The sequence below is a fragment of the Halonotius sp. F2-221B genome, assembly GCF_046719765.1.
In the GTDB taxonomy this organism is placed as follows: domain Archaea; phylum Halobacteriota; class Halobacteria; order Halobacteriales; family Haloferacaceae; genus Halonotius.
In genome coordinates, this window is sequence record NZ_JABEBY010000017.1 from 25,337 (window position 1) to 42,120 (window position 16,784).

The window sequence follows — 16,784 nt, forward strand, 5'->3', positions numbered from 1 at the left end:
GTGTTTTCCCCGCGCTTGCCCAACTTCCTCCCATGATGCGTCGGCTCGTTCTCGGTGACCGCGCCGTCGGCAACGCCATCGCGACCAGCGTTGCCGACGACCCCGGGACGCTGTATGTTGTTACCGACGACCGCGGCTGGTCGACAACGCTCCGGGAGGCCGGGATTCGGGCGATCGAAGCTGACCCGACCGATCCAACACAGTACCCCGATGTCGCCGATGTTGTCGTTGTCGCCGCCAGCGACGACGCCCGTGGCTGTGCGATTGCTGAACGCGCCCGCGCGGCCTTTCCGGCGGCGACGCTGATCGCGGTCTGTACCGACGGGATCGATCCCGATCAGCGAGCGGCCTTTGCTGACGTTGTCGACGAACTCGTCGATCCGACCGCCGTGGTCGCCGACGAACTGGGGTCGATCGCTGGCAGCGAGCGGGGCGACCGGATGGCGCGACTCGTGGCCGCAATCCGGCCGCTGTCGGAGCCGCTGGCGGTCGTCGCCCACGACAACCCCGATCCCGATGCGATCGCCAGTGCGATCGCGCTGACCGAGATCGCCGACCATCTTGGTGTCGACAGCGAGGCCTACTACTTCGGGGAGATCACCCACCAAGAGAACCGCGCGTTGGTAAATCTGCTGTCGCTGTCGTTGACGGCGACGACGCCCGACTCGTTTGCGGTCGATGAGTTTGGGGCGATCGCGCTGGTCGATCACGCCCGTCCCGGCGTCAACGATGGGCTGCCGCCGGAGACGATCGTTCGCCTCGTTATCGATCACCATCCGCAGCGCGAACCGATCGACGAACGCGGCGGCTACCTCGACATCCGCCCGGCGTTGGGCTCGACAAGCACGATCATGGTCGAGTATTTCCAACAGCTCGGGATCAGCCCGGAGCCGTCGCTGGCGACCGCGCTGCTGTACGGGATTCAGACCGACACCGACGGCTTCACCCGCGGGGTCGCCCCGGCGGATTTCGAGGCGGCTGCGTTTCTCTCCGCGTATGCCGACGAGCGCGCGCTCACGAAGATCGAATCGCCGACGATGAGCCACACGGTCGCCGACACGCTGGCGGCCGCAATCGACGGGCGGGAGGTGCGCGGCTCGGCGTTGGCAAGCTGTGTCGGCCGGCTTGCCGATCGGGATGCTCTCCCGCAGGCTGCCGATAAGCTGCTGGATATGGAGGGTGTTGAGACGGTCATCGTCTTTGGCTACGACGACGAGACGATCTACGTCTCCGGCCGGAGCCGCGGATCGTCGGTCGATCTCGGCGAAACGCTGCGGGAGGCACTCGGCCAGGTCGGCAGCGCGGGCGGCCACGCGACGATGGCCGGCGCGCAGGTGCCGATGGGGGTGCTTGAGGCCGTCGAGGAGTGGGAGACGCTGTCGGTCGTCGTCCACGACACGATCGCGGGCCGGTTCTTCGAAGCGCTCGATACCGCGCCTGCACCCGGCCAGTACGGCGATCCGCTGGTTCGGTTCCCGCCGGAGTGATCGACAAGAGTTTTTTGTCAGCTCCTTGTAGAGCACGTAATGGACACTGAGCCACGGGTCAAAGCGTATATGACGCGGGCGGTGACGACGGTCTCGGCGACCGACACCGTCGAGGCTGTCCGGGCACAGATCGATGGTGAGGACGGCCACAACGGGTTTCCGGTCTGTCGTGACGGCCGCGTCGAGGGGTTTGTCACCGGCCGGGATCTGCTTGCCGCCGACGCCGCGGCAACGATCGCCGACGTGATGAGCGCGGAGACGATCGTTGCTGATCCCGAGATGTCGATCACCGACGCCGCCCGCGTGATCGTCCGCTCAGATATCGAAAAGCTGCCCGTCGTCGACGATGACGGCGAGCTTGTGGGCATCCTCTCGAATACGGATGTCATCCGCAGCCAGATCGAGCGGGCCACCCCCGAGAAGGTCGCCAAGCTTAGCCGGACGCTTACCGATATCCACGGCGTCGAGCTGAGCCAAGAGCGACGATCGGTCGCGCTTGCCGAGCTTGTGCCGACACAGGCGGAGGTGTATGCCGACGAGCTTGATGGTCGGCGCTACGAGCTCGAACGCGGGCTGGCCGAGCCGCTGGTCGTGATCGATGCCGGCGACGTCGGTGCGCTGTATCTCGCCGACGGCCACCACCGCGCGCTCGCGGCCGACCGGCTTGGGATCGATGAGATGGATGCCTACGTGATCGTTCCCGCCGAACCCCTGGAGCTGGGGATGGCCCAGACCGCCGCCGAGCAGGGGTTGTCGTCGATCGATGATATCTCTGCCATCGAGCAGGATCGCCACCCACTGGTCGAAACGACGACCAAACTGCAGGGGTAAGCCGATCCACTCGGCCGACCGTGGCACGGAATTGTTCAAAGCTATAAGGCCGCCCGGAATGATGTCGGTATGAGCAATCGACTGCTGTTGCTTGGCCCGCCCGGTGCTGGCAAAGGTACCCAAAGCTCGCGGCTCGCCGACGAATTCGATCTCGAACATATCACGACCGGCGATGCCCTTCGGGCAAACAAGGATATGGAAACCGAGTACGGCACCCCCCGAGAGTATATGGATGCCGGCGAGCTCGTCCCCGACGGCCTAGTCAACGAGATCGTCGAAGCCGCCATCGACGAAGCCGACGGCTTCATTCTCGATGGCTATCCGCGAAACCTCTCGCAGGTCGAGTATCTCGATTCGATCACCGAGCTCGATGCGGTCGTGTTCCTCGATGTCGGCGAAGACGAGCTGCTCCGCCGGCTGACGGGCCGGCGTGTCGATCCCGAAACGGGCGACGTGTATCACACCGAGTTCAACATGCCCGACGACGACGAGATCGTCGACCGACTCGAACAGCGCGACGACGACACCGAGGAGGTCGCCACCGAGCGACTGGAGGTCTACCGGGAAAACACCGAGCCCGTCGTCGAACACTACCGGGAGACCGGCGAGTTGATCGAGGTTGACGGCGAAGCCGATCCGGACGGTGTCTTCGATCGCATCGTCGACGCCGTCGGTCTCGACGACTGATCGAACCCCTCCTTGTCGGATACGTCACAGCCTGCCGACCACGCTGCTGACGCCGACAGAGTACAACCTTCTTATTCACGCGTTGCCAACGAGGGCACAATGAGCCGAATCGAACGCAAAGTTCGCTCGTTGGTCAACGCCGACGCCGAGATGAAACCCGCCATCGAGACCGTCCTCGACAACGCCACTGACAACGAGGTGCAGTGGGTCGACGTTCGGGATGAGATCTCCAGCGGCCAGTGGGGCCGGCTGATCGAAAAGGGGATCCTCGTCGACGGCGAGGGTGGGTTCCGGATCGAATCGCCCGACGCCGTCCGTGAGGGGCTGACCGAGGACAGCGACGCCGAGGAGATCGAATCGACCTCCTGGACGAAATGGGATAAGGCCGCCGCCGGCCTGACCGTCGGCCTCTTTGCGGGCTACGCGTGGGCCCCCGCTCGCAACGTCGTTGCCGGGGCGATCGACGTTGTCATCGGGCCGCTAACGAACGTCGTGCCGTTCTACGTCGTCGTGATGATCATCGCGCTGGCGACCGGGCTGTACTCGACGCTGCTGCGGGTCGCGCTGACCGACGCCGACAAGATGGGCGAGTACAAGGCGCGGATGGACGAGATCAAGCAGAAACGCGAAGACGCCAAGGAGCGTGGCGACGACGAGGCCCTCGAAGAGATCCAACAGGAGCAGATGGAGGCGATGGGCGACCAGCTCGGCATGTTCAAAGAGCAGTTCCGCCCGATGGTCTGGATCATGTTTCTCACCATCCCGGCGTTCCTCTGGATGTACTGGGCGCTTGGCTTCCGCGGCGGGGTCGAACACTACGCCTTCCAGAACATCGTCATCCCGTTTGTGGGTGAGGTCTCCTGGACAACCGGGATCGTCGGCCCGATGCAGATCTGGATCGTCTGGTACTTCCTGTGTTCGATGGCGTTCAACCAGATCATCCAGAAGGGGCTCAACATCAGCATGACGCCGTCGGCGGACTGACCCTCCCCGTTTTCCCCGTATGCGACCGCGGCCCACGGGCGCGCTGAAGGGTAATCTCTTTTAGGTGGACGGCCACAGGGAGGATATGTTACTCACCGTCTCTGGCCCCCCTGGCAGCGGGAAGTCGACGAACGCTGCCGCCCTCGCCGACGCCTTCGATCTCGATCATGTCAGCGGCGGGGATATCTTCCGTGAGCTGGCCGCCGAACGCGGCCTCTCGCCCGTCGAGTTCAACGAGTTAGCAGAGGAAAACGACCAGATCGACCGCGATCTCGACGCCCGGCTGCGGGAGATCGCTGTCGAGGACGACGATGTTGTACTGGAGTCCCGGCTCGCTGGCTGGCTTGCCGGCGACCATGCGGATGTAAAGATCTGGCTCGACGCGCCGCTGGCCGTCCGCGCCGAGCGCATCGCCGACCGCGAGGACAAATCCACCGCCGTCGCCCGCGAGGAGACCGAACGCCGCGAACACAGCGAGCGCACCCGGTATCAGGAGTATTACAACATCGATATCGCGGAGCTTTCGATCTACGACATCACCTACAACACCGCCCGCTGGGGGCCTGAGGCCGTCCAGCGAATGCTTGCCACCGCCGTCGAGGCCTACGATCCGGCCATCGATGAGGGGAAAACCCCGGTTGAGGGCGTCGTCTACGACTTCTGAGCGATCTTTGATCCACCAATGAGCGATCCACTTCGCGCTGCGCCCGACGACCGCACGCCCGCCGAGCTGTTGGCCTTCGGCGTCGTCAACCTGGATAAGCCCGCCGGCCCCTCGGCCCACCAGGTCGCCGGCTGGGTGCGGGATCTGGCCGGCGACGCCGTCGACGACATCGGTGCCGCGGCTGCCGACGACGAGGAGTCGCCACCGGCTGCGGAGTCACCCACGGTCGACCGCGCGGCGCATGCGGGGACGCTGGATCCGAAGGTGACGGGCTGTCTGCCGATGCTGCTCGGCGATGCCACCCGGATGGCCCAGGTCTTTCTCGAAGGTCGCAAGGAGTACGTTGCCGTTTTGGAGCTCCATGGCCCACAGCCGGCGGATTTCGAGTCGGTGCTGAGTCGGTTCGAGGCCCCGCTCTACCAGAAACCGCCGAAAAAGAGCGCGGTGCGCCGCAAGCTTCGCGTCCGAGAGATCTACGCGTTGGAGCTGTTGGATCACACCGACCGCCAGGCGTTGCTCCGGATCGCGTGTGAAAGCGGCACCTACGTTCGCAAGCTGTGTCACGATCTGGGGCTGGCACTCGGGACGGGCGCACACATGGGCCATCTTCGCCGCACCGCGACCGACCCCTTCGACGACACTTCCTTGGTCGATCTGCACGAGTTCACCGACGCGCTGGCGGTCGCCCGCGAGGGCGACACCGAGTGGCTGCGCGAGGTTGTCCAGCCGGCTGAGCGCGCACTGGAGCATCTGCCGAGCGTCGTCATCGCCCCCTCGGCGGCCGAACAGGTCGCCACCGGCGCGCCGGTGTACGCGCCGGGGGTAATCGAGGGCCCTGACACCGTGGTCGACGACGACGCGCTTGTGGCCTGCTATACGCCCAACGGGAGTGCGGTCTGTCTCGGGCGGCTCGTCGGCGACCCCGACGCCGACAGCGGCGTTGTGGTTGATCTCGAAGCCGTGTTGGTGTAATCTCGATTCGCAATCGCGCAATACATTCAATACACGCCAGTACAATCAGTCTGTATGCCGATCACCAGCGACGAGTTTGAGGAGCTCTCGTCGACCCCCGGCGAGCCAGCGGCCGGCACCAACGCGGATCGGATTCTCTCCTTCCTTCGAGAGCACCCGGAGACAGCGTACACCCAAAGCGAGATCGCCGCCAACACCGGTGTGAAATCCGGATCAGTTGGCCCGACGCTCGTGCGACTCCGCGAGCGTGGCCGGGTCGATCACCGGGAACCCTACTGGCGCATCAGCGACCACGAGCAGAGCGTCGACGCTGCCGCTGAACACGCCGCAGCAACGCTTACCGAGCGGGAGGGGACGGATCGCCCGCCACAGTTGAGCGAGTGGGAGCCCCACGCCGTCGATCCGCGCACGCTCCGCGATGACGAGTGACCGGTTTCTCGCCGGCGACGTGGTGTGGGCTCCTGATCCGTACCGCACCGGCTCGAATCCGCGGCCGTGGCTCGTTCTCAGCGCGGATGCGGTGCCGTACCGTGGTGAGGAGTATATCTGTGCGGGGCTCACACTGAGTGATCTTCCCGCAAACATCGCGGTCACCGAGAGCGATTGGGTTGCTGGCTCCAATCCTGACACGCTTTCATACTGTTCTCCATGGGTGCTCGCAACGATCAAACACGACGCGGTCGTAAATCCACAGGGACAAGTGACCGATGAGTTTACCCGGCGGATCATCGCTCGCAGCAGCGAGTATCTGTCCGGCGACATCGAGAAGTAGCACTGAAACCACCCGACACAGCCGGTGGCGACGAGCGAAACAAAGGTGTTAAACAACCGCCTCGCATTCTCTCGGGTGCGGGACTGTGGGGTAGTGGTATCCTCTGCGGATGGGGTCCGTAGGACCTGAGTTCGACTCTCGGCAGTCCCACTCTGTTGAACTTGTGAGCGACCGCTTTGGCGCGCTGGCGTCGTCATTGAAATACGCTATCTGAAGTAGCAAAACATTACACCCCGGAGCGACCACCCTGGGGTATGGAACTGGATTCGTACATCACCACGGAGGAAACGGAGCTCTCGCCGGCAGTCGTCGTGACGACCGTCCTGTTGGCCGCGGCGTTTGCCCTCGGGTTGCTCTACCAACTCGTCGCGGTCGTCCTCTAAGCCTCACTCCCGGGTCGTATCCGCGTGTGAGCGAACCCATAGCTCGCCGATCCGCGAGAGCGTCGTCCGGTAGGATTTGCCGACCTCCTCCTGTTCAATGTAGCCCTTGCCGCCGGGGCCGAGCCGGTCGACGTTGTAGATGACCTTCGATCGGAAGCTGTCGGTGTACTCCTCGTTGAGATCGCGGGCGAGTGCCTCCGCAAGCTCGCTGACGGAATCAAACTCGCCGTGTTCGCCGAGGGTAAAGAGGATGAGCTCCTCGAAGGGTTTGACACTCGAAAAGGAGGCCACCGGGAGCTCGACGATATGCTGGCCGTTGATCTCCTTTGCGCCGATCGTCGAGCCGCGTTCGTCGAACTCAGCCAGCAGATCGGCCGTGCTCTCTAGTCGCTTTTCGACGCGGTCGCGGTCGAAATCGTCGGCCGCAAGCAGATCCGTGAGCAGTTCGCGCTCGGCTCGTAGCTCCTCGGCCAACTCGGTTTCAAGATACTTCTCAGGGGCGGTGTAGTAGGTGTGAATCCGGTCTCTGTCCTCCTGTCGTTCGACCATCACCGAGTGGGCCGCCGTCGCAAACGCGAAGCTGACGGGCCGGGGCATCGAGCAGACGTTGACCCAGACCTCCGCGCCGCCGTCGAGCTGCTCGTTGATGAGCTCGAATGCGCCCTCGAAAGCCGTGTCATAATCGTACACGTCTTCGAGACGAATCCGGTCGGTCTCCGCGCCCAGCAAGCTTTGAAAATCGGTTTCGAGCTTGGAGGCGAGGTTGCGGGAGTATTCGACGTTGGCCTCGCTGCCGACCGCGCCCTCAAGCAGAATTGCGCGATCCACGTCGAACTGATCGCGGATCAGCGGCGCGATGAGCCGGTCGTAATCGAAGCCGACCGGCACGATGTGGGTTTGCATACGTGGTGGTGGAGGGGATGGCCCTAAAAACACTCCTGCTCGGCGACGCCACCGGCCGGCTACTCCTCAGTTGGCTCGCTGTCGTCGTCACGTTCCTCGTCGGAAATCTCCTCGACCGACGCGATCGCCAGCGGGATCTCGCTGAGTCGTTGGCCGATCTCCGTGCGAGCGACCCGCTTTGCGTGTTCTTCCTGCTCGACGTTGAATACGTCCATCGTCAGCTCCAGGGCGACGAGGGCCTCGTCGGCGACGATGTAGGCCGGCGGCAGCTCCTCGCCGTCGGGATCGGTCGGCGACCCCATATCGATCTCGACGTAGTTGAGATCCGGGTTCAGCAGCTCGCCGGTCTTCGAGATCGCAATGCGGACGGCCTCATCGACCGTTTCCACGTCGTACACCGATACCGCGGCTTCGACGACGACTCGGCAGTCCATGGGTGTGGGTAGCAGGGCGGCAAGTATGAAAGTTCGGCTGCGACGACAGCTCTCCCCCAGCCGTCGCTCTCGACTTACTCGCCGCCGTTTCGGAGGTAATGAAACACGTATGTCTGGACGTAGCCGGCGTACGCGCCGCCGAACCGCTCGCGGATCGCCCGCGACGTGGCCGTGTAGTTGCCCTGCTCGCAGTCGGGGTAGTACTCCTCGATCGCCGTTCGGATCCATGTATCCAGCGGGATCGCTTCGAGGTAGCCAAGCGAGAACAACAGCACGCAGTCGGCGACCTTATCGCCGACACCGACGAACTGGGTGAGATACTCGCGGGCGGCCTCGTAGGAGCGGCCGACGGCCGCTGCCGGGTTGGCCTCGCCGTCGGCGACCATCGCAGCCGTCCGCTGGACGTACGGCGCGCGGTAGCCGAGGCTGAGATCGCGCAACTCGGCTTCGGTGCGAGCCGCCAACGACTCGGGCGTCGGAAACGCCTGATACGTCCGCCCGTCGAAGTCGACGGTCTCGCCGTACTCGGCGGCAAGTCGCTGCTGCATCCCGTGAATCCGGCCGACGCGCATTTGCGCAGAACAGATGAACGAAATGAGGCAGGCAAAGGGTGGATCGCGGACGAGCCGCATCCCGCGGTACTGCTCGAAGGCGCGGTCGAACAGCGGCTCGTCGGGCGCGTCGGCCCGAATTTCGTGAAGGTCGTCGTCGAGTCGCAGGAGATGCGTGAGGATGGCCACGGCGTCGGTTGTCGACTCCCACTCGATCCGGTCGTCGACCTGCCGGACGCGGACGACAGCCTGCTCGTCGCTGACGCCGTCGAGCGGCGGGACGACCGTTTCGTACCACGCCTGCCCGCCGTAGGCGTCGTCGGTGGTGTACATCTTCCCGTCGAGCCGACTCCAGAGATAGCTCTGACCGCTTTCGACCGTCGACTGCAGATCGAACGGCCCGGCCAGATCATCAACCGGGATAACGCCTGTTTCCATTAGGAAATAGGTGGCAAAGGGCGGGTTTCGGGGTTTCGGTTCCGTGGTCGACCTCGTTATCGAAGCTCGATCATCGTCATCGTGCCGAGTTTGGTGGCGATATCCTCCGCAAGCCCGTCGCTGGTAACTCGCCACGTCCAGTTGCCCTCGGCGGTGCCCGGCGTGTTGAATCGGGCGTGATCGTCAAGCGCGAGGATATCCTGCATCGTCGTAAACGCCAGTACCGCGTCGGATCGCCACACCGCCTCGATCATCGACCAGTTGATCTCCTCGCCATCGACGCCGAGATTGTAGTGCAGACACTCACGCTGGCGATCGCCAAGCCCGTTGTAGTAGCCCTGGAACGTGTTGGTGTCGTGTGTCGAGGTGTAGCCGACCGAGTTTTTCGGGTAATGCATCGGCTGGTGGGCGTTGCCGTCCTGACACCAGTCGGCGTACTGCGGGACGCGCATGCCGGGGAAGCCGAACTCGTCCATCAAGGCGTTGAGTTCGGCATCCGGAAAGCCGAGATCCTCGGCGATAAACGGGAGTTCGCCAAGCCGATCGCGGATCGTCTTGAAGAAGTCATACGCGGGGCCGTCGCGCCACTCGCCCTCGGCGGCGGAGTCGGCGTGGGTTGGAATCGCCCAGTACTCCAGAAATCCCTGGAAGTGATCGAGTCGGGTTACGTCGACCTGGCCGAACAGCCGCTCAAGCCGGCGGGCCCACCAGTCGTAGTCGTTGTTGGCGAGCCTCCCCCAGTCATACAGCGGGTTCCCCCATTTTTGGCCGTCATCGCCATCGTTCGGCGGGACGCCGGCGACCGCTGTCGGCCGATTTTGGTCGTCGAGTTGGAACGCCTCGGGGCTGGCCCACACGTCCGCGCTGTCGAGGCCGACGTAGATCGGCACGTCGCCGACGAGTTTGATGTCGGCGTCCTCGGCGTCGGCTTTGAACGCCTGCCACTGTTTGTCGAACCAGTACTGGACGAGGATGCGGTACTCGATCTCGTCGCTGAGTTCTTCGCGCGCCTCGTCGAGCGCGTCGTCCTCGCGGGTGCGGATCGGTTCGGGCCAATCGATCCAGGCGACGCCGTCGTGTTTTTGCTTCAGCGCGCGGAACAGCGCGTAGTCCTCGACCCACGGCTCGGATTCGCGGAACTCGGCGAGGGCTGCACGGTCGTCCTCGCTTGCTGTCTCGCTGAACCGCTCGTGGGCGGTTCGGAGTTTGTCGCGTTTGTACTCGGCGACGCGCTCGTATTCGACGGCGTGGCGGTCGAAATCGGGAACCGGTTCGAGGTCGTCGTCGGTCAGCCAGCCGTCGTCGACGAGTCGATCAAGGCTGAGCAACAGCGGGTTGCCCGCGAAGGCCGAAAACGACTGGTACGGCGAGTTGCCGTGGGCCGCCGAGGTCGGCCCCAGCGGGCAAAACTGCCAGTAGGTCTGTTCGGCGGTGTCGAGAAATGAGAGGAACTCGCGGGCGCCCGCACCGAGGTCGCCGATGCCGTGTGGCCCCGGTAGTGAGGTGAGATGCAGGAAGACGCCGCTCGTCCGTTCGAACTCCATACCCGCACTGTCGGGGGCATCCGTGTCAAACGTTGTGGTCTGCGGTCGGTGTCTGTTGCTGCCGCGGTCGCGCCGCGGCCGTCCGCGACCGCCCTACGCCTCGTCGCTCATCGCACCGAAGGCCTCGTCGGCGTCGGCCGGCACGTCGAAATCGTGGAAGTGTTCGCCCTTCTCCTTCGAGAGGATATTGAGCGCGGCCGCCGCGCCGTCGCCCGCCGAGATGACCGCCTGCCACTCCTCGGCGCGCACCATCGCGCCGGTCGCGTAGGCATCGTCAACGCTGGTTTCCATGTCGACGCCGACATCGACGACATCGCCATCGAAGGCACAGCCCAGCGATTCGGCGAGATCGCGGTTGGCACCCGTCGCCAACACGACGTAGTCGGCCTCGTAGCTGCCGTCGTCGGTTTCGAGGCTGAAGCCGTCGTCGGTCTCGTTGACAGCAGTGACCTTCTCGCCTTGGTGTCGCTCGACGCCGAAGCTATCGACCTGCCGGCGGGCGGTCTCCATGAACGCAGTCCCGTCTTGGGAGCCGACACCGAGATAGTTGAAGAGATGGGCCTTGTGCATCCACGTGCCGTCGGTGTCGAAGACACGGGCCTGCAGGCCGTTTTTCTGGGCGAACAGCGCGGCGCTCAGGCCGGCAGGGCCGCCGCCAACGATGCTCACGGTCGCGTCAGTGTCAGTCTGACTCATACTACCTCCGACAGTGGCCAGCGGTAAAGAACCACAGGCGACATCGATGTTACTAGTGGGTTGTTGAAAAGTGTCGTGTGGCCGCCAACCGGCAGCCAGCGTGACAGTACCGAGCCGACCCGGGCAAGTCGGCCGGTGGTGCTTGTCGATCCGGGCAGGTTCGACAAGTCGATTGATCGACCGTCCGGGCAGGGCGGCCGACAGGATCGCCGGGTTGTCAGAGGCACTCCGGCATCTATCGTGACGGGGGGATACCGTTTTACATCACCGTCTGGGGAGACGTGTCGGCGAGTGACGAACGTTTAAATATATCACGGTTGTTTATACGTGTAGACCGCCACCCCGCAGGATTCCATCCACCAATGGTTGCCACTGATCCATCCGACGTGTTGTCAACGCTCATTCAGCGGGAATCGGTGTTGTACGCCGTCGATGTCGCCGGCTGTGAGAAACGCGATATCGTGGCCGCGGTGCCCTCCTCGCGGTCGACAGTCGACCGGAGCATCCGCGAGCTGGAAGCCGCCGGGCTCGTCACCCGAGCCCCGGAGGGGTATCGACGGACGCTGCTCGGCGAGCTGTTGTTGTCGGAGTATTACCGATTCAAGGCACAGACAGCCGAACTGCTCTCGGCGGGTGAGATATTCGCCGAGCTGCCGCCGACACAGGAGATCGATCGGTCGATGCGTGAGGACGCGACGATCGTCACGGCCACGCAGGCGACCCCCCACCAGCCGGTCTCCGCGCTCTGTTCGCTGATACGCGAGGCCCAATCGATCCGGGTGCTCTGTCCGGCCGTCTTCCCACAGCTTATCGAAACCTGTGCGATGGCGACCGACACCACCGAAACCGTCGAGATCATCCTCACCGATTCGGTGGCCGCCGCGCTTGTCGATAGCTTCACCGACTCGCTGGCCGCACTCCAGGAGGCGGGGGCTGAGCTCCACCTGCTTGAGACGACACCCCCGCATGGGCTTGCGGTCATCGAGCGGCCGATGGGATCGACGGCTGGCCTGCTGGTGATCGATGACAGCGGCGGTCGCGCGCTGGTGCGCAACAGCGGCGACGACGCCGTCGCGTGGGCCACCAACCGACTGGATCACTGGCGGCGTGAGGCGACAGGGCTCCCGCTGGCTGAGACCACTGACGCCACATCTATGCTCCGGTGACAGCGGTGCCTGATCATTCTCGCCATCGCCGCCCGCCGTCTGACAGCCGTCTGTCAACCACGAAATCTTATTATCGGTGCCCGCAACGGTAGGTGCATGGACGGCACTCCACAGGAGATTACGACGCTCGTCGGTCGTGAGGTCTACTCGAACAACGGTGTGTTTGTCGGCGAGATCGAGGACGTACAGCTCAATCTGGATGCGGAATCGGTCACCAGCCTCGCGGTCGGCGAGCTCAACGATGAGCTGTTTGCCGACACCGTCGGCCCGGGTGAGGGCGTGTTGATCCCCTACCGCTGGGTGCGGGCGGTCGGCGATATCGTCCTTGTCAACAACACGGTCGAACGCCTCCGCGAGGCCGACGACACCGAGGAAGCGGTCGCCTAAGAGCCGTTTGCATCGCCGCCTTCGACGCCCAACTCCGCAAACAGCTTCTTTCTCACCGCTTCCTCTGTCAACTCAAGCAGCGTCTCGCGGTTGTCCTCGCTGGCCTCGATCCCGGTAAAGATCCCCAGCGGCACCTCGACGCTCCCCTGCGTGGAGTGGCCGACGATATCGCCGCTGTGTTCGAAGGCCCCCTCAAGCACGCTGCCGATATCGATCCGGATATCCTTCGAGCGCGCGGCGACGATGATCCGCTCGTCGACGATGCCGAACACCGCGCTGGTGGTGATCCCCTCCAGATCCAGCAGATACTGGGCGGCCTGCTCTAAGGCGTCCCGATCGCGGATGAAGCCGGCTGTCGAAAAGAGGTGACTCCCCTGTACCTCGCGGCTCTGGATGGCCTCGGCGAGTACGTCCAAGGTCTCCGGCGACATCGACGGCGATTCGACCTGTTCGAGCGTGTCGTGGTTGGCGAACGGATGAAGATAGGCGGCGGCGGTCAGATCCGCGGGCGTCGTATCCCGCTTGAAATCCAGTGTTTCCGCCCGGATACCGTACAGCAACGCGGTGGCGACCGTCTCGCTGGGGCCGAGATCGAACTCCTGGAGATACTTTGTGAGGATCGTCGAGGTCGACGAGAGGTTCGTGCGCACGTCAACGAACGGGGCGTCGATCTCCTCGTCGGGCTCGGCGTGATCGATGAAGATGTCGATCCCAAAGCCGGGATCGTCGGTCTCCGAGGGGACGTTGTCGACAAGAGCGATCCGGTCGTACTCCGTGATCGAGGGCTCCTCGTCGCTGGCCAGCAGTTCGATCCCAAGGAGGTTGACGAACGCCCGATTTTCCTGGTGGCCGATATCGCCGGCGTACCGGATGTCGGCCTCGACGCCGAACTCGTCGGCGATCGCCTGGAGGGCGGTCGCGCTGGCGATCGAGTCGGGATCGGGGTTGTCCTGGGTGAGGATCGCTAGCCGGCCCTCGGTTGATTCGAGGATGTCGGCGAGCTGGCGGGCCTTATACTGGAGTTCGCCGGATTCGAGGCTGCGGAGCGCGGAGTCGGCGATCACCTCCGAGGGGTTGACGACGACATCCGCGCCGAGCTCGCTGAGCTCATCTTGGCTGACGGGATCGGATGCCCGAACGACGATATACTGGTCGCCGCCGGCCTCCCGGATCGCCGCGACCGCCGCCTTGTTGACCTCGATGTCGGAGGCCAACACCAGCAGGATGTCGCGGTCGGCGACCGCCTCGGCGACCGAGGGATCGCTGATGTCTTGGACCGTCGCGTTGAGATCCTGATCGCGCAGGGCCTCAACGCGGTCGGTGTCCTTATCGAGGATGAGCACGTCGTTGTCCGCCTCGGTGAGTTCCTCGGCGACGGCGTGGCCGACGCTGCCACAGCCGAGGATCGCGTAGGTTGACCGCGAGGAACCGGTCACACCAGGGCTCATGCGTACCAAAAGACAGCGGCGGTGACCACTTAATGTCGTTTGTTTCGCCACGGCCGCCACAGCGGCCGCCAACGCGACCACGCCCGCGCCTTAGCCCGCGAGTGGTGTTCGCCTGTGATGACTCTTCGGGCAGCCATCGGTCACCCTCGCTGGCTGCGAAAGGAAACCCCTTTTAGCACGACACGGGTAGCCAACGGTGAGGGCTGGTAGCTCAGTTTGGCAGAGCGACGGACTCTTAATCCGTCGGTCGCGTGTTCAAATCGCGTCCAGCCCGTTTTCCTGCGACCAACGGGAGCAGTGAAAACGCTACGCGCATTTGAACGCAGCGAGCGAAGCGAACAGCGTGAGCGTAGCGAGTGAGTGTTCGAATCGCGTCCAGCTCGCTTCCGTATCACGGTCACATGCGGCGCAACATGTATACGAGATGCAGCACTACATCCGGGTATGGCCGTTGAGGAAACCAAAGTCAGTGATCGAGGGATGGTTACGATCCCAGCGGAACTCCGCCGCCGGCTCGATATCGAAGCTGGCGACAAGCTCCGGTGGGACGCTGACGACGAGGGGAACCTCTCCGTTAAGATCGTTAAACAGCGATACGGTGCATTCGACGATTTCGAACCGGTACCGATGGGCGGCGACGGAACCGAGACACATGACGTTGCAGGCCACGAAGACGATCCGAGGGTCACGGAGTCCCAGTAATGGCGGTCGCCGTCGTCGACACAAGCGTGCTTATCGGGATGGTCGATACCGATGATCAACACCACGATGTTGCAATGGAGATCGTCCGCGAGATCGACCACGGAACGCTGCCGACTGGTCGCGTGACGAACTACGTGCTCCTCGAAACGCTCAACTGGATTCATACCCGGAAACGCCATCAAAAGGCGGTTGATACGTACTCCCGTCTCAACCAATCCGCTGGCTTCGAGCTCGTTCACGCTGCACAGAAGGATTTCACCAACGCAATCGACCGCTTCAAAACGCGCGACGGGCTTGCCTTCGGTGACGCGACGATTGCAGCATATATGGATCGAGAAGGTATCGAGTACATCTATTCCTTCGACAACGATTTCGATAGCGTCGATGGGATCGCTCGGCTTGATACCGCTGAGAACCCGTTTTCGTAGATCGGCCACCACATCAACTCTGTGGCTGTGTTCCGCTACAGGGCGGTATCTGTAGCTCCCCACGTCACCCGCTTCCGCCATGTTCAAGCCGACGCGGGCTGACAGCCCGGTAATGACACGCACCGTCTGGATCAAAGCCGACGACGCTGTCGGCGACTGGGAGACGCGCAAACAACGGATCACGACCGCCATCGAGGCCGGCGTCGACTGGGTGCTCGTCGACGAAGCCGATGTCGACCGCGTCCGCGAACTCGGCGAGATCAACGTCGCCGCCTTCCGCTCGGATGCCGACATGGTCGATGAGGCCGAACCGGCCGCCGAGGGCGCGGCCGCCGACGCATACTTCGTCGGCAAGGACGGCGAGGGCGACGGGACGGTCGATCTCCCCGCGGATTTCGCCGGCTCCGCCGATCTCTCGACGCTCCGCCGTGGCAGCAACGGCCCCCAGGGCGCGTACGTCCGCATCTTCGATGAGGACTACGAGGCCTTCGCCGAGGCCGCCGCCGAAGACGCCGACTACACCGCCGTCATCGGCGAGGACTGGACGATCATCCCGCTGGAAAATCTGATCGCCCGCATCGGCGAGGAGACCGACCTGCTGGCCGGGGTCACCTCCGCCGAGGAGGCCCAAACCGCCTTCGAGACACTGGAACTCGGCGCGGATGGCGTGCTGCTCGACACTGACGATCCCGACGAGATCCGCAGCACGGTCGAGGTCAGAGATGCCGCTGAACGCGAAACCCTCGAACTCCAGTACGGCGAAGTCCTCGATGTCGAACGCGCCGGGATGGCCGACCGGGTCTGTATCGACACCGGGAGCCTGATGGAACACGACGAGGGGATGCTCATCGGCTCGATGTCCCGTGGCCTCTTTTTCGTTCACGCCGAAACCGCCGAATCGCCCTACGTTGCCTCCCGGCCGTTCCGCGTTAATGCTGGTGCGGTACACGCCTACGTTCGGACGCCTGACGGCGGCACGAAGTACCTCTCTGAGCTGAAAAGCGGCGACGAGGTGCAGGTCGTCGACACCGACGGCAACACCCGCGAGGCGATCGTCGGCCGCGTGAAGATCGAGAAACGGCCGATGTTTCGGGTGGAGCTGGAAGTCGACGGCGACCGCATCGAGACGCTGCTGCAGAACGCCGAGACGATCAAGGTTGCCACGGGCGAGGGCCGGAAGGCTGTCACCGATCTCGACGCCGGTGACGAGATGCTGCTGTACTACGAGGATGTGGCCCGGCACTTCGGCGAGGCCGTCGAAGAGTCGATCATCGAGAAATAGCGACGCGACCCTGATCAGCGACACG

At 63.9% G+C, this 16,784-nt stretch carries 20 protein-coding genes and 2 tRNA genes; 16 read left to right on the forward strand and 6 right to left on the reverse strand.

The genetic code is table 11. The annotated features are described in order from the left end of the window. Positions 1-32: 32 nt before the first annotated feature. The 10 genes from HKK80_RS12400 (at position 33) to HKK80_RS12445 (ending at position 6,780) form a co-directional block, all read left to right on the forward strand. Positions 33-1,487 carry a DHH family phosphoesterase gene (locus HKK80_RS12400; RefSeq protein ID WP_411799911.1) on the forward strand — a complete coding sequence of 485 codons (1,455 nt, stop codon included), beginning with the start codon at positions 33-35 and terminating at the stop codon, positions 1,485-1,487. Between the two features lie 39 nt (positions 1,488-1,526). Further along, positions 1,527-2,318, forward strand: a complete 792-nt coding sequence (locus HKK80_RS12405) for a CBS domain-containing protein (protein WP_411799912.1) — start codon at positions 1,527-1,529, stop codon at positions 2,316-2,318. Positions 2,319-2,387: 69 nt separating this feature from the next. After that, entirely contained in the window at positions 2,388-3,005 is a 618-nt protein-coding gene (locus HKK80_RS12410; RefSeq protein ID WP_411799913.1) for an adenylate kinase, read from the forward strand. 99 nt (positions 3,006-3,104) lie between these two features. Next, positions 3,105-3,989, forward strand: a complete 885-nt coding sequence (locus HKK80_RS12415) for a DUF106 domain-containing protein (protein ID WP_411799914.1) — start codon at positions 3,105-3,107, stop codon at positions 3,987-3,989. 85 nt (positions 3,990-4,074) lie between these two features. Beyond that, entirely contained in the window at positions 4,075-4,653 is a 579-nt protein-coding gene (gene cmk / locus HKK80_RS12420) for a (d)CMP kinase (RefSeq protein ID WP_411799915.1), read from the forward strand. 18 nt (positions 4,654-4,671) lie between these two features. Continuing rightward, positions 4,672-5,625 (forward strand): RNA-guided pseudouridylation complex pseudouridine synthase subunit Cbf5, encoded by a 954-nt coding sequence (locus HKK80_RS12425; protein ID WP_411799916.1) that lies wholly within the window; start codon positions 4,672-4,674, stop codon positions 5,623-5,625. Between the two features lie 54 nt (positions 5,626-5,679). Next, positions 5,680-6,054, forward strand: coding sequence for a MarR family transcriptional regulator (locus HKK80_RS12430; RefSeq protein ID WP_411799917.1), 375 nt, complete (start codon positions 5,680-5,682; stop codon positions 6,052-6,054). Further along, positions 6,044-6,397, forward strand: coding sequence for a hypothetical protein (locus HKK80_RS12435; protein WP_411799918.1), 354 nt, complete (start codon positions 6,044-6,046; stop codon positions 6,395-6,397). Before HKK80_RS12430 ends, HKK80_RS12435 begins: the two co-directional genes overlap by 11 nt. Positions 6,398-6,476: 79 nt before the next feature. Continuing rightward, positions 6,477-6,547: transfer RNA gene (locus HKK80_RS12440), tRNA-Pro, on the forward strand. A 104-nt stretch (positions 6,548-6,651) separates the two neighbouring features. Beyond that, positions 6,652-6,780 carry a hypothetical protein gene (locus tag HKK80_RS12445; RefSeq protein WP_411799919.1) on the forward strand — a complete coding sequence of 43 codons (129 nt, stop codon included), beginning with the start codon at positions 6,652-6,654 and terminating at the stop codon, positions 6,778-6,780. A gap of 3 nt (positions 6,781-6,783) precedes the next feature. Here HKK80_RS12445 and HKK80_RS12450 read toward each other — a convergent pair whose 3' ends face one another. The 5 genes from HKK80_RS12450 to HKK80_RS12470 form a co-directional block, all read right to left on the reverse strand. Beyond that, on the reverse strand, positions 6,784-7,683 hold the full coding sequence (locus HKK80_RS12450) for a DUF6293 family protein (protein ID WP_411799920.1): 900 nt from the start codon (positions 7,681-7,683) through the stop codon (positions 6,784-6,786). A 59-nt stretch (positions 7,684-7,742) separates the two neighbouring features. After that, entirely contained in the window at positions 7,743-8,117 is a 375-nt protein-coding gene (locus HKK80_RS12455; RefSeq protein WP_411799921.1) for a DUF555 domain-containing protein, read from the reverse strand. A gap of 74 nt (positions 8,118-8,191) precedes the next feature. Next, positions 8,192-9,106 carry a DNA-3-methyladenine glycosylase family protein gene (locus tag HKK80_RS12460; protein WP_411799922.1) on the reverse strand — a complete coding sequence of 305 codons (915 nt, stop codon included), beginning with the start codon at positions 9,104-9,106 and terminating at the stop codon, positions 8,192-8,194. 56 nt (positions 9,107-9,162) lie between these two features. Then, positions 9,163-10,650 (reverse strand): 4-alpha-glucanotransferase, encoded by a 1,488-nt coding sequence (gene malQ, locus HKK80_RS12465; RefSeq protein WP_411799923.1) that lies wholly within the window; start codon positions 10,648-10,650, stop codon positions 9,163-9,165. 93 nt (positions 10,651-10,743) lie between these two features. Further along, positions 10,744-11,346 carry an NAD(P)/FAD-dependent oxidoreductase gene (locus tag HKK80_RS12470; protein WP_411799924.1) on the reverse strand — a complete coding sequence of 201 codons (603 nt, stop codon included), beginning with the start codon at positions 11,344-11,346 and terminating at the stop codon, positions 10,744-10,746. Positions 11,347-11,708: 362 nt separating this feature from the next. On the opposite strand from HKK80_RS12470, the gene HKK80_RS12475 reads away from it, so the two are divergent. Together HKK80_RS12475 and HKK80_RS12480 are read left to right on the forward strand one after the other, a co-directional pair. Then, the gene (locus HKK80_RS12475) at positions 11,709-12,512 is read left to right on the forward strand and encodes a helix-turn-helix transcriptional regulator (RefSeq protein WP_411799925.1); all 804 of its coding nucleotides are present in this window, start codon (positions 11,709-11,711) and stop codon (positions 12,510-12,512) included. A gap of 96 nt (positions 12,513-12,608) precedes the next feature. Next, positions 12,609-12,899, forward strand: coding sequence for a PRC-barrel domain-containing protein (locus tag HKK80_RS12480; protein ID WP_411799926.1), 291 nt, complete (start codon positions 12,609-12,611; stop codon positions 12,897-12,899). Here the strand turns inward: HKK80_RS12480 and HKK80_RS12485 are convergent. Then, positions 12,896-14,347, reverse strand: a complete 1,452-nt coding sequence (locus tag HKK80_RS12485; protein ID WP_411799927.1) for a DHH family phosphoesterase — start codon at positions 14,345-14,347, stop codon at positions 12,896-12,898. The two genes, HKK80_RS12480 and HKK80_RS12485, sit on opposite strands and share 4 nt — an antisense overlap. Positions 14,348-14,547: 200 nt before the next feature. On the opposite strand from HKK80_RS12485, the gene HKK80_RS12490 reads away from it, so the two are divergent. The 4 genes from HKK80_RS12490 to HKK80_RS12505 all read left to right on the forward strand — a co-directional run bounded on the left by HKK80_RS12490 (position 14,548) and on the right by HKK80_RS12505 (position 16,759). Further along, positions 14,548-14,621 (forward strand) — tRNA-Lys (locus HKK80_RS12490). A gap of 170 nt (positions 14,622-14,791) precedes the next feature. Further along, positions 14,792-15,049: an AbrB/MazE/SpoVT family DNA-binding domain-containing protein gene (locus HKK80_RS12495; RefSeq protein WP_411799928.1), complete on the forward strand. Its 258-nt coding sequence runs from the start codon at positions 14,792-14,794 to the stop codon at positions 15,047-15,049. After that, positions 15,049-15,477: a type II toxin-antitoxin system VapC family toxin gene (locus tag HKK80_RS12500; RefSeq protein WP_411799929.1), complete on the forward strand. Its 429-nt coding sequence runs from the start codon at positions 15,049-15,051 to the stop codon at positions 15,475-15,477. The genes HKK80_RS12495 and HKK80_RS12500 overlap by 1 nt, the downstream gene beginning before the upstream one ends. Before the next feature lie 112 nt (positions 15,478-15,589). Further along, positions 15,590-16,759: a 3-dehydroquinate synthase II gene (locus HKK80_RS12505; RefSeq protein ID WP_411799930.1), complete on the forward strand. Its 1,170-nt coding sequence runs from the start codon at positions 15,590-15,592 to the stop codon at positions 16,757-16,759. The last annotated feature ends 25 nt before the right edge of the window (positions 16,760-16,784 follow it).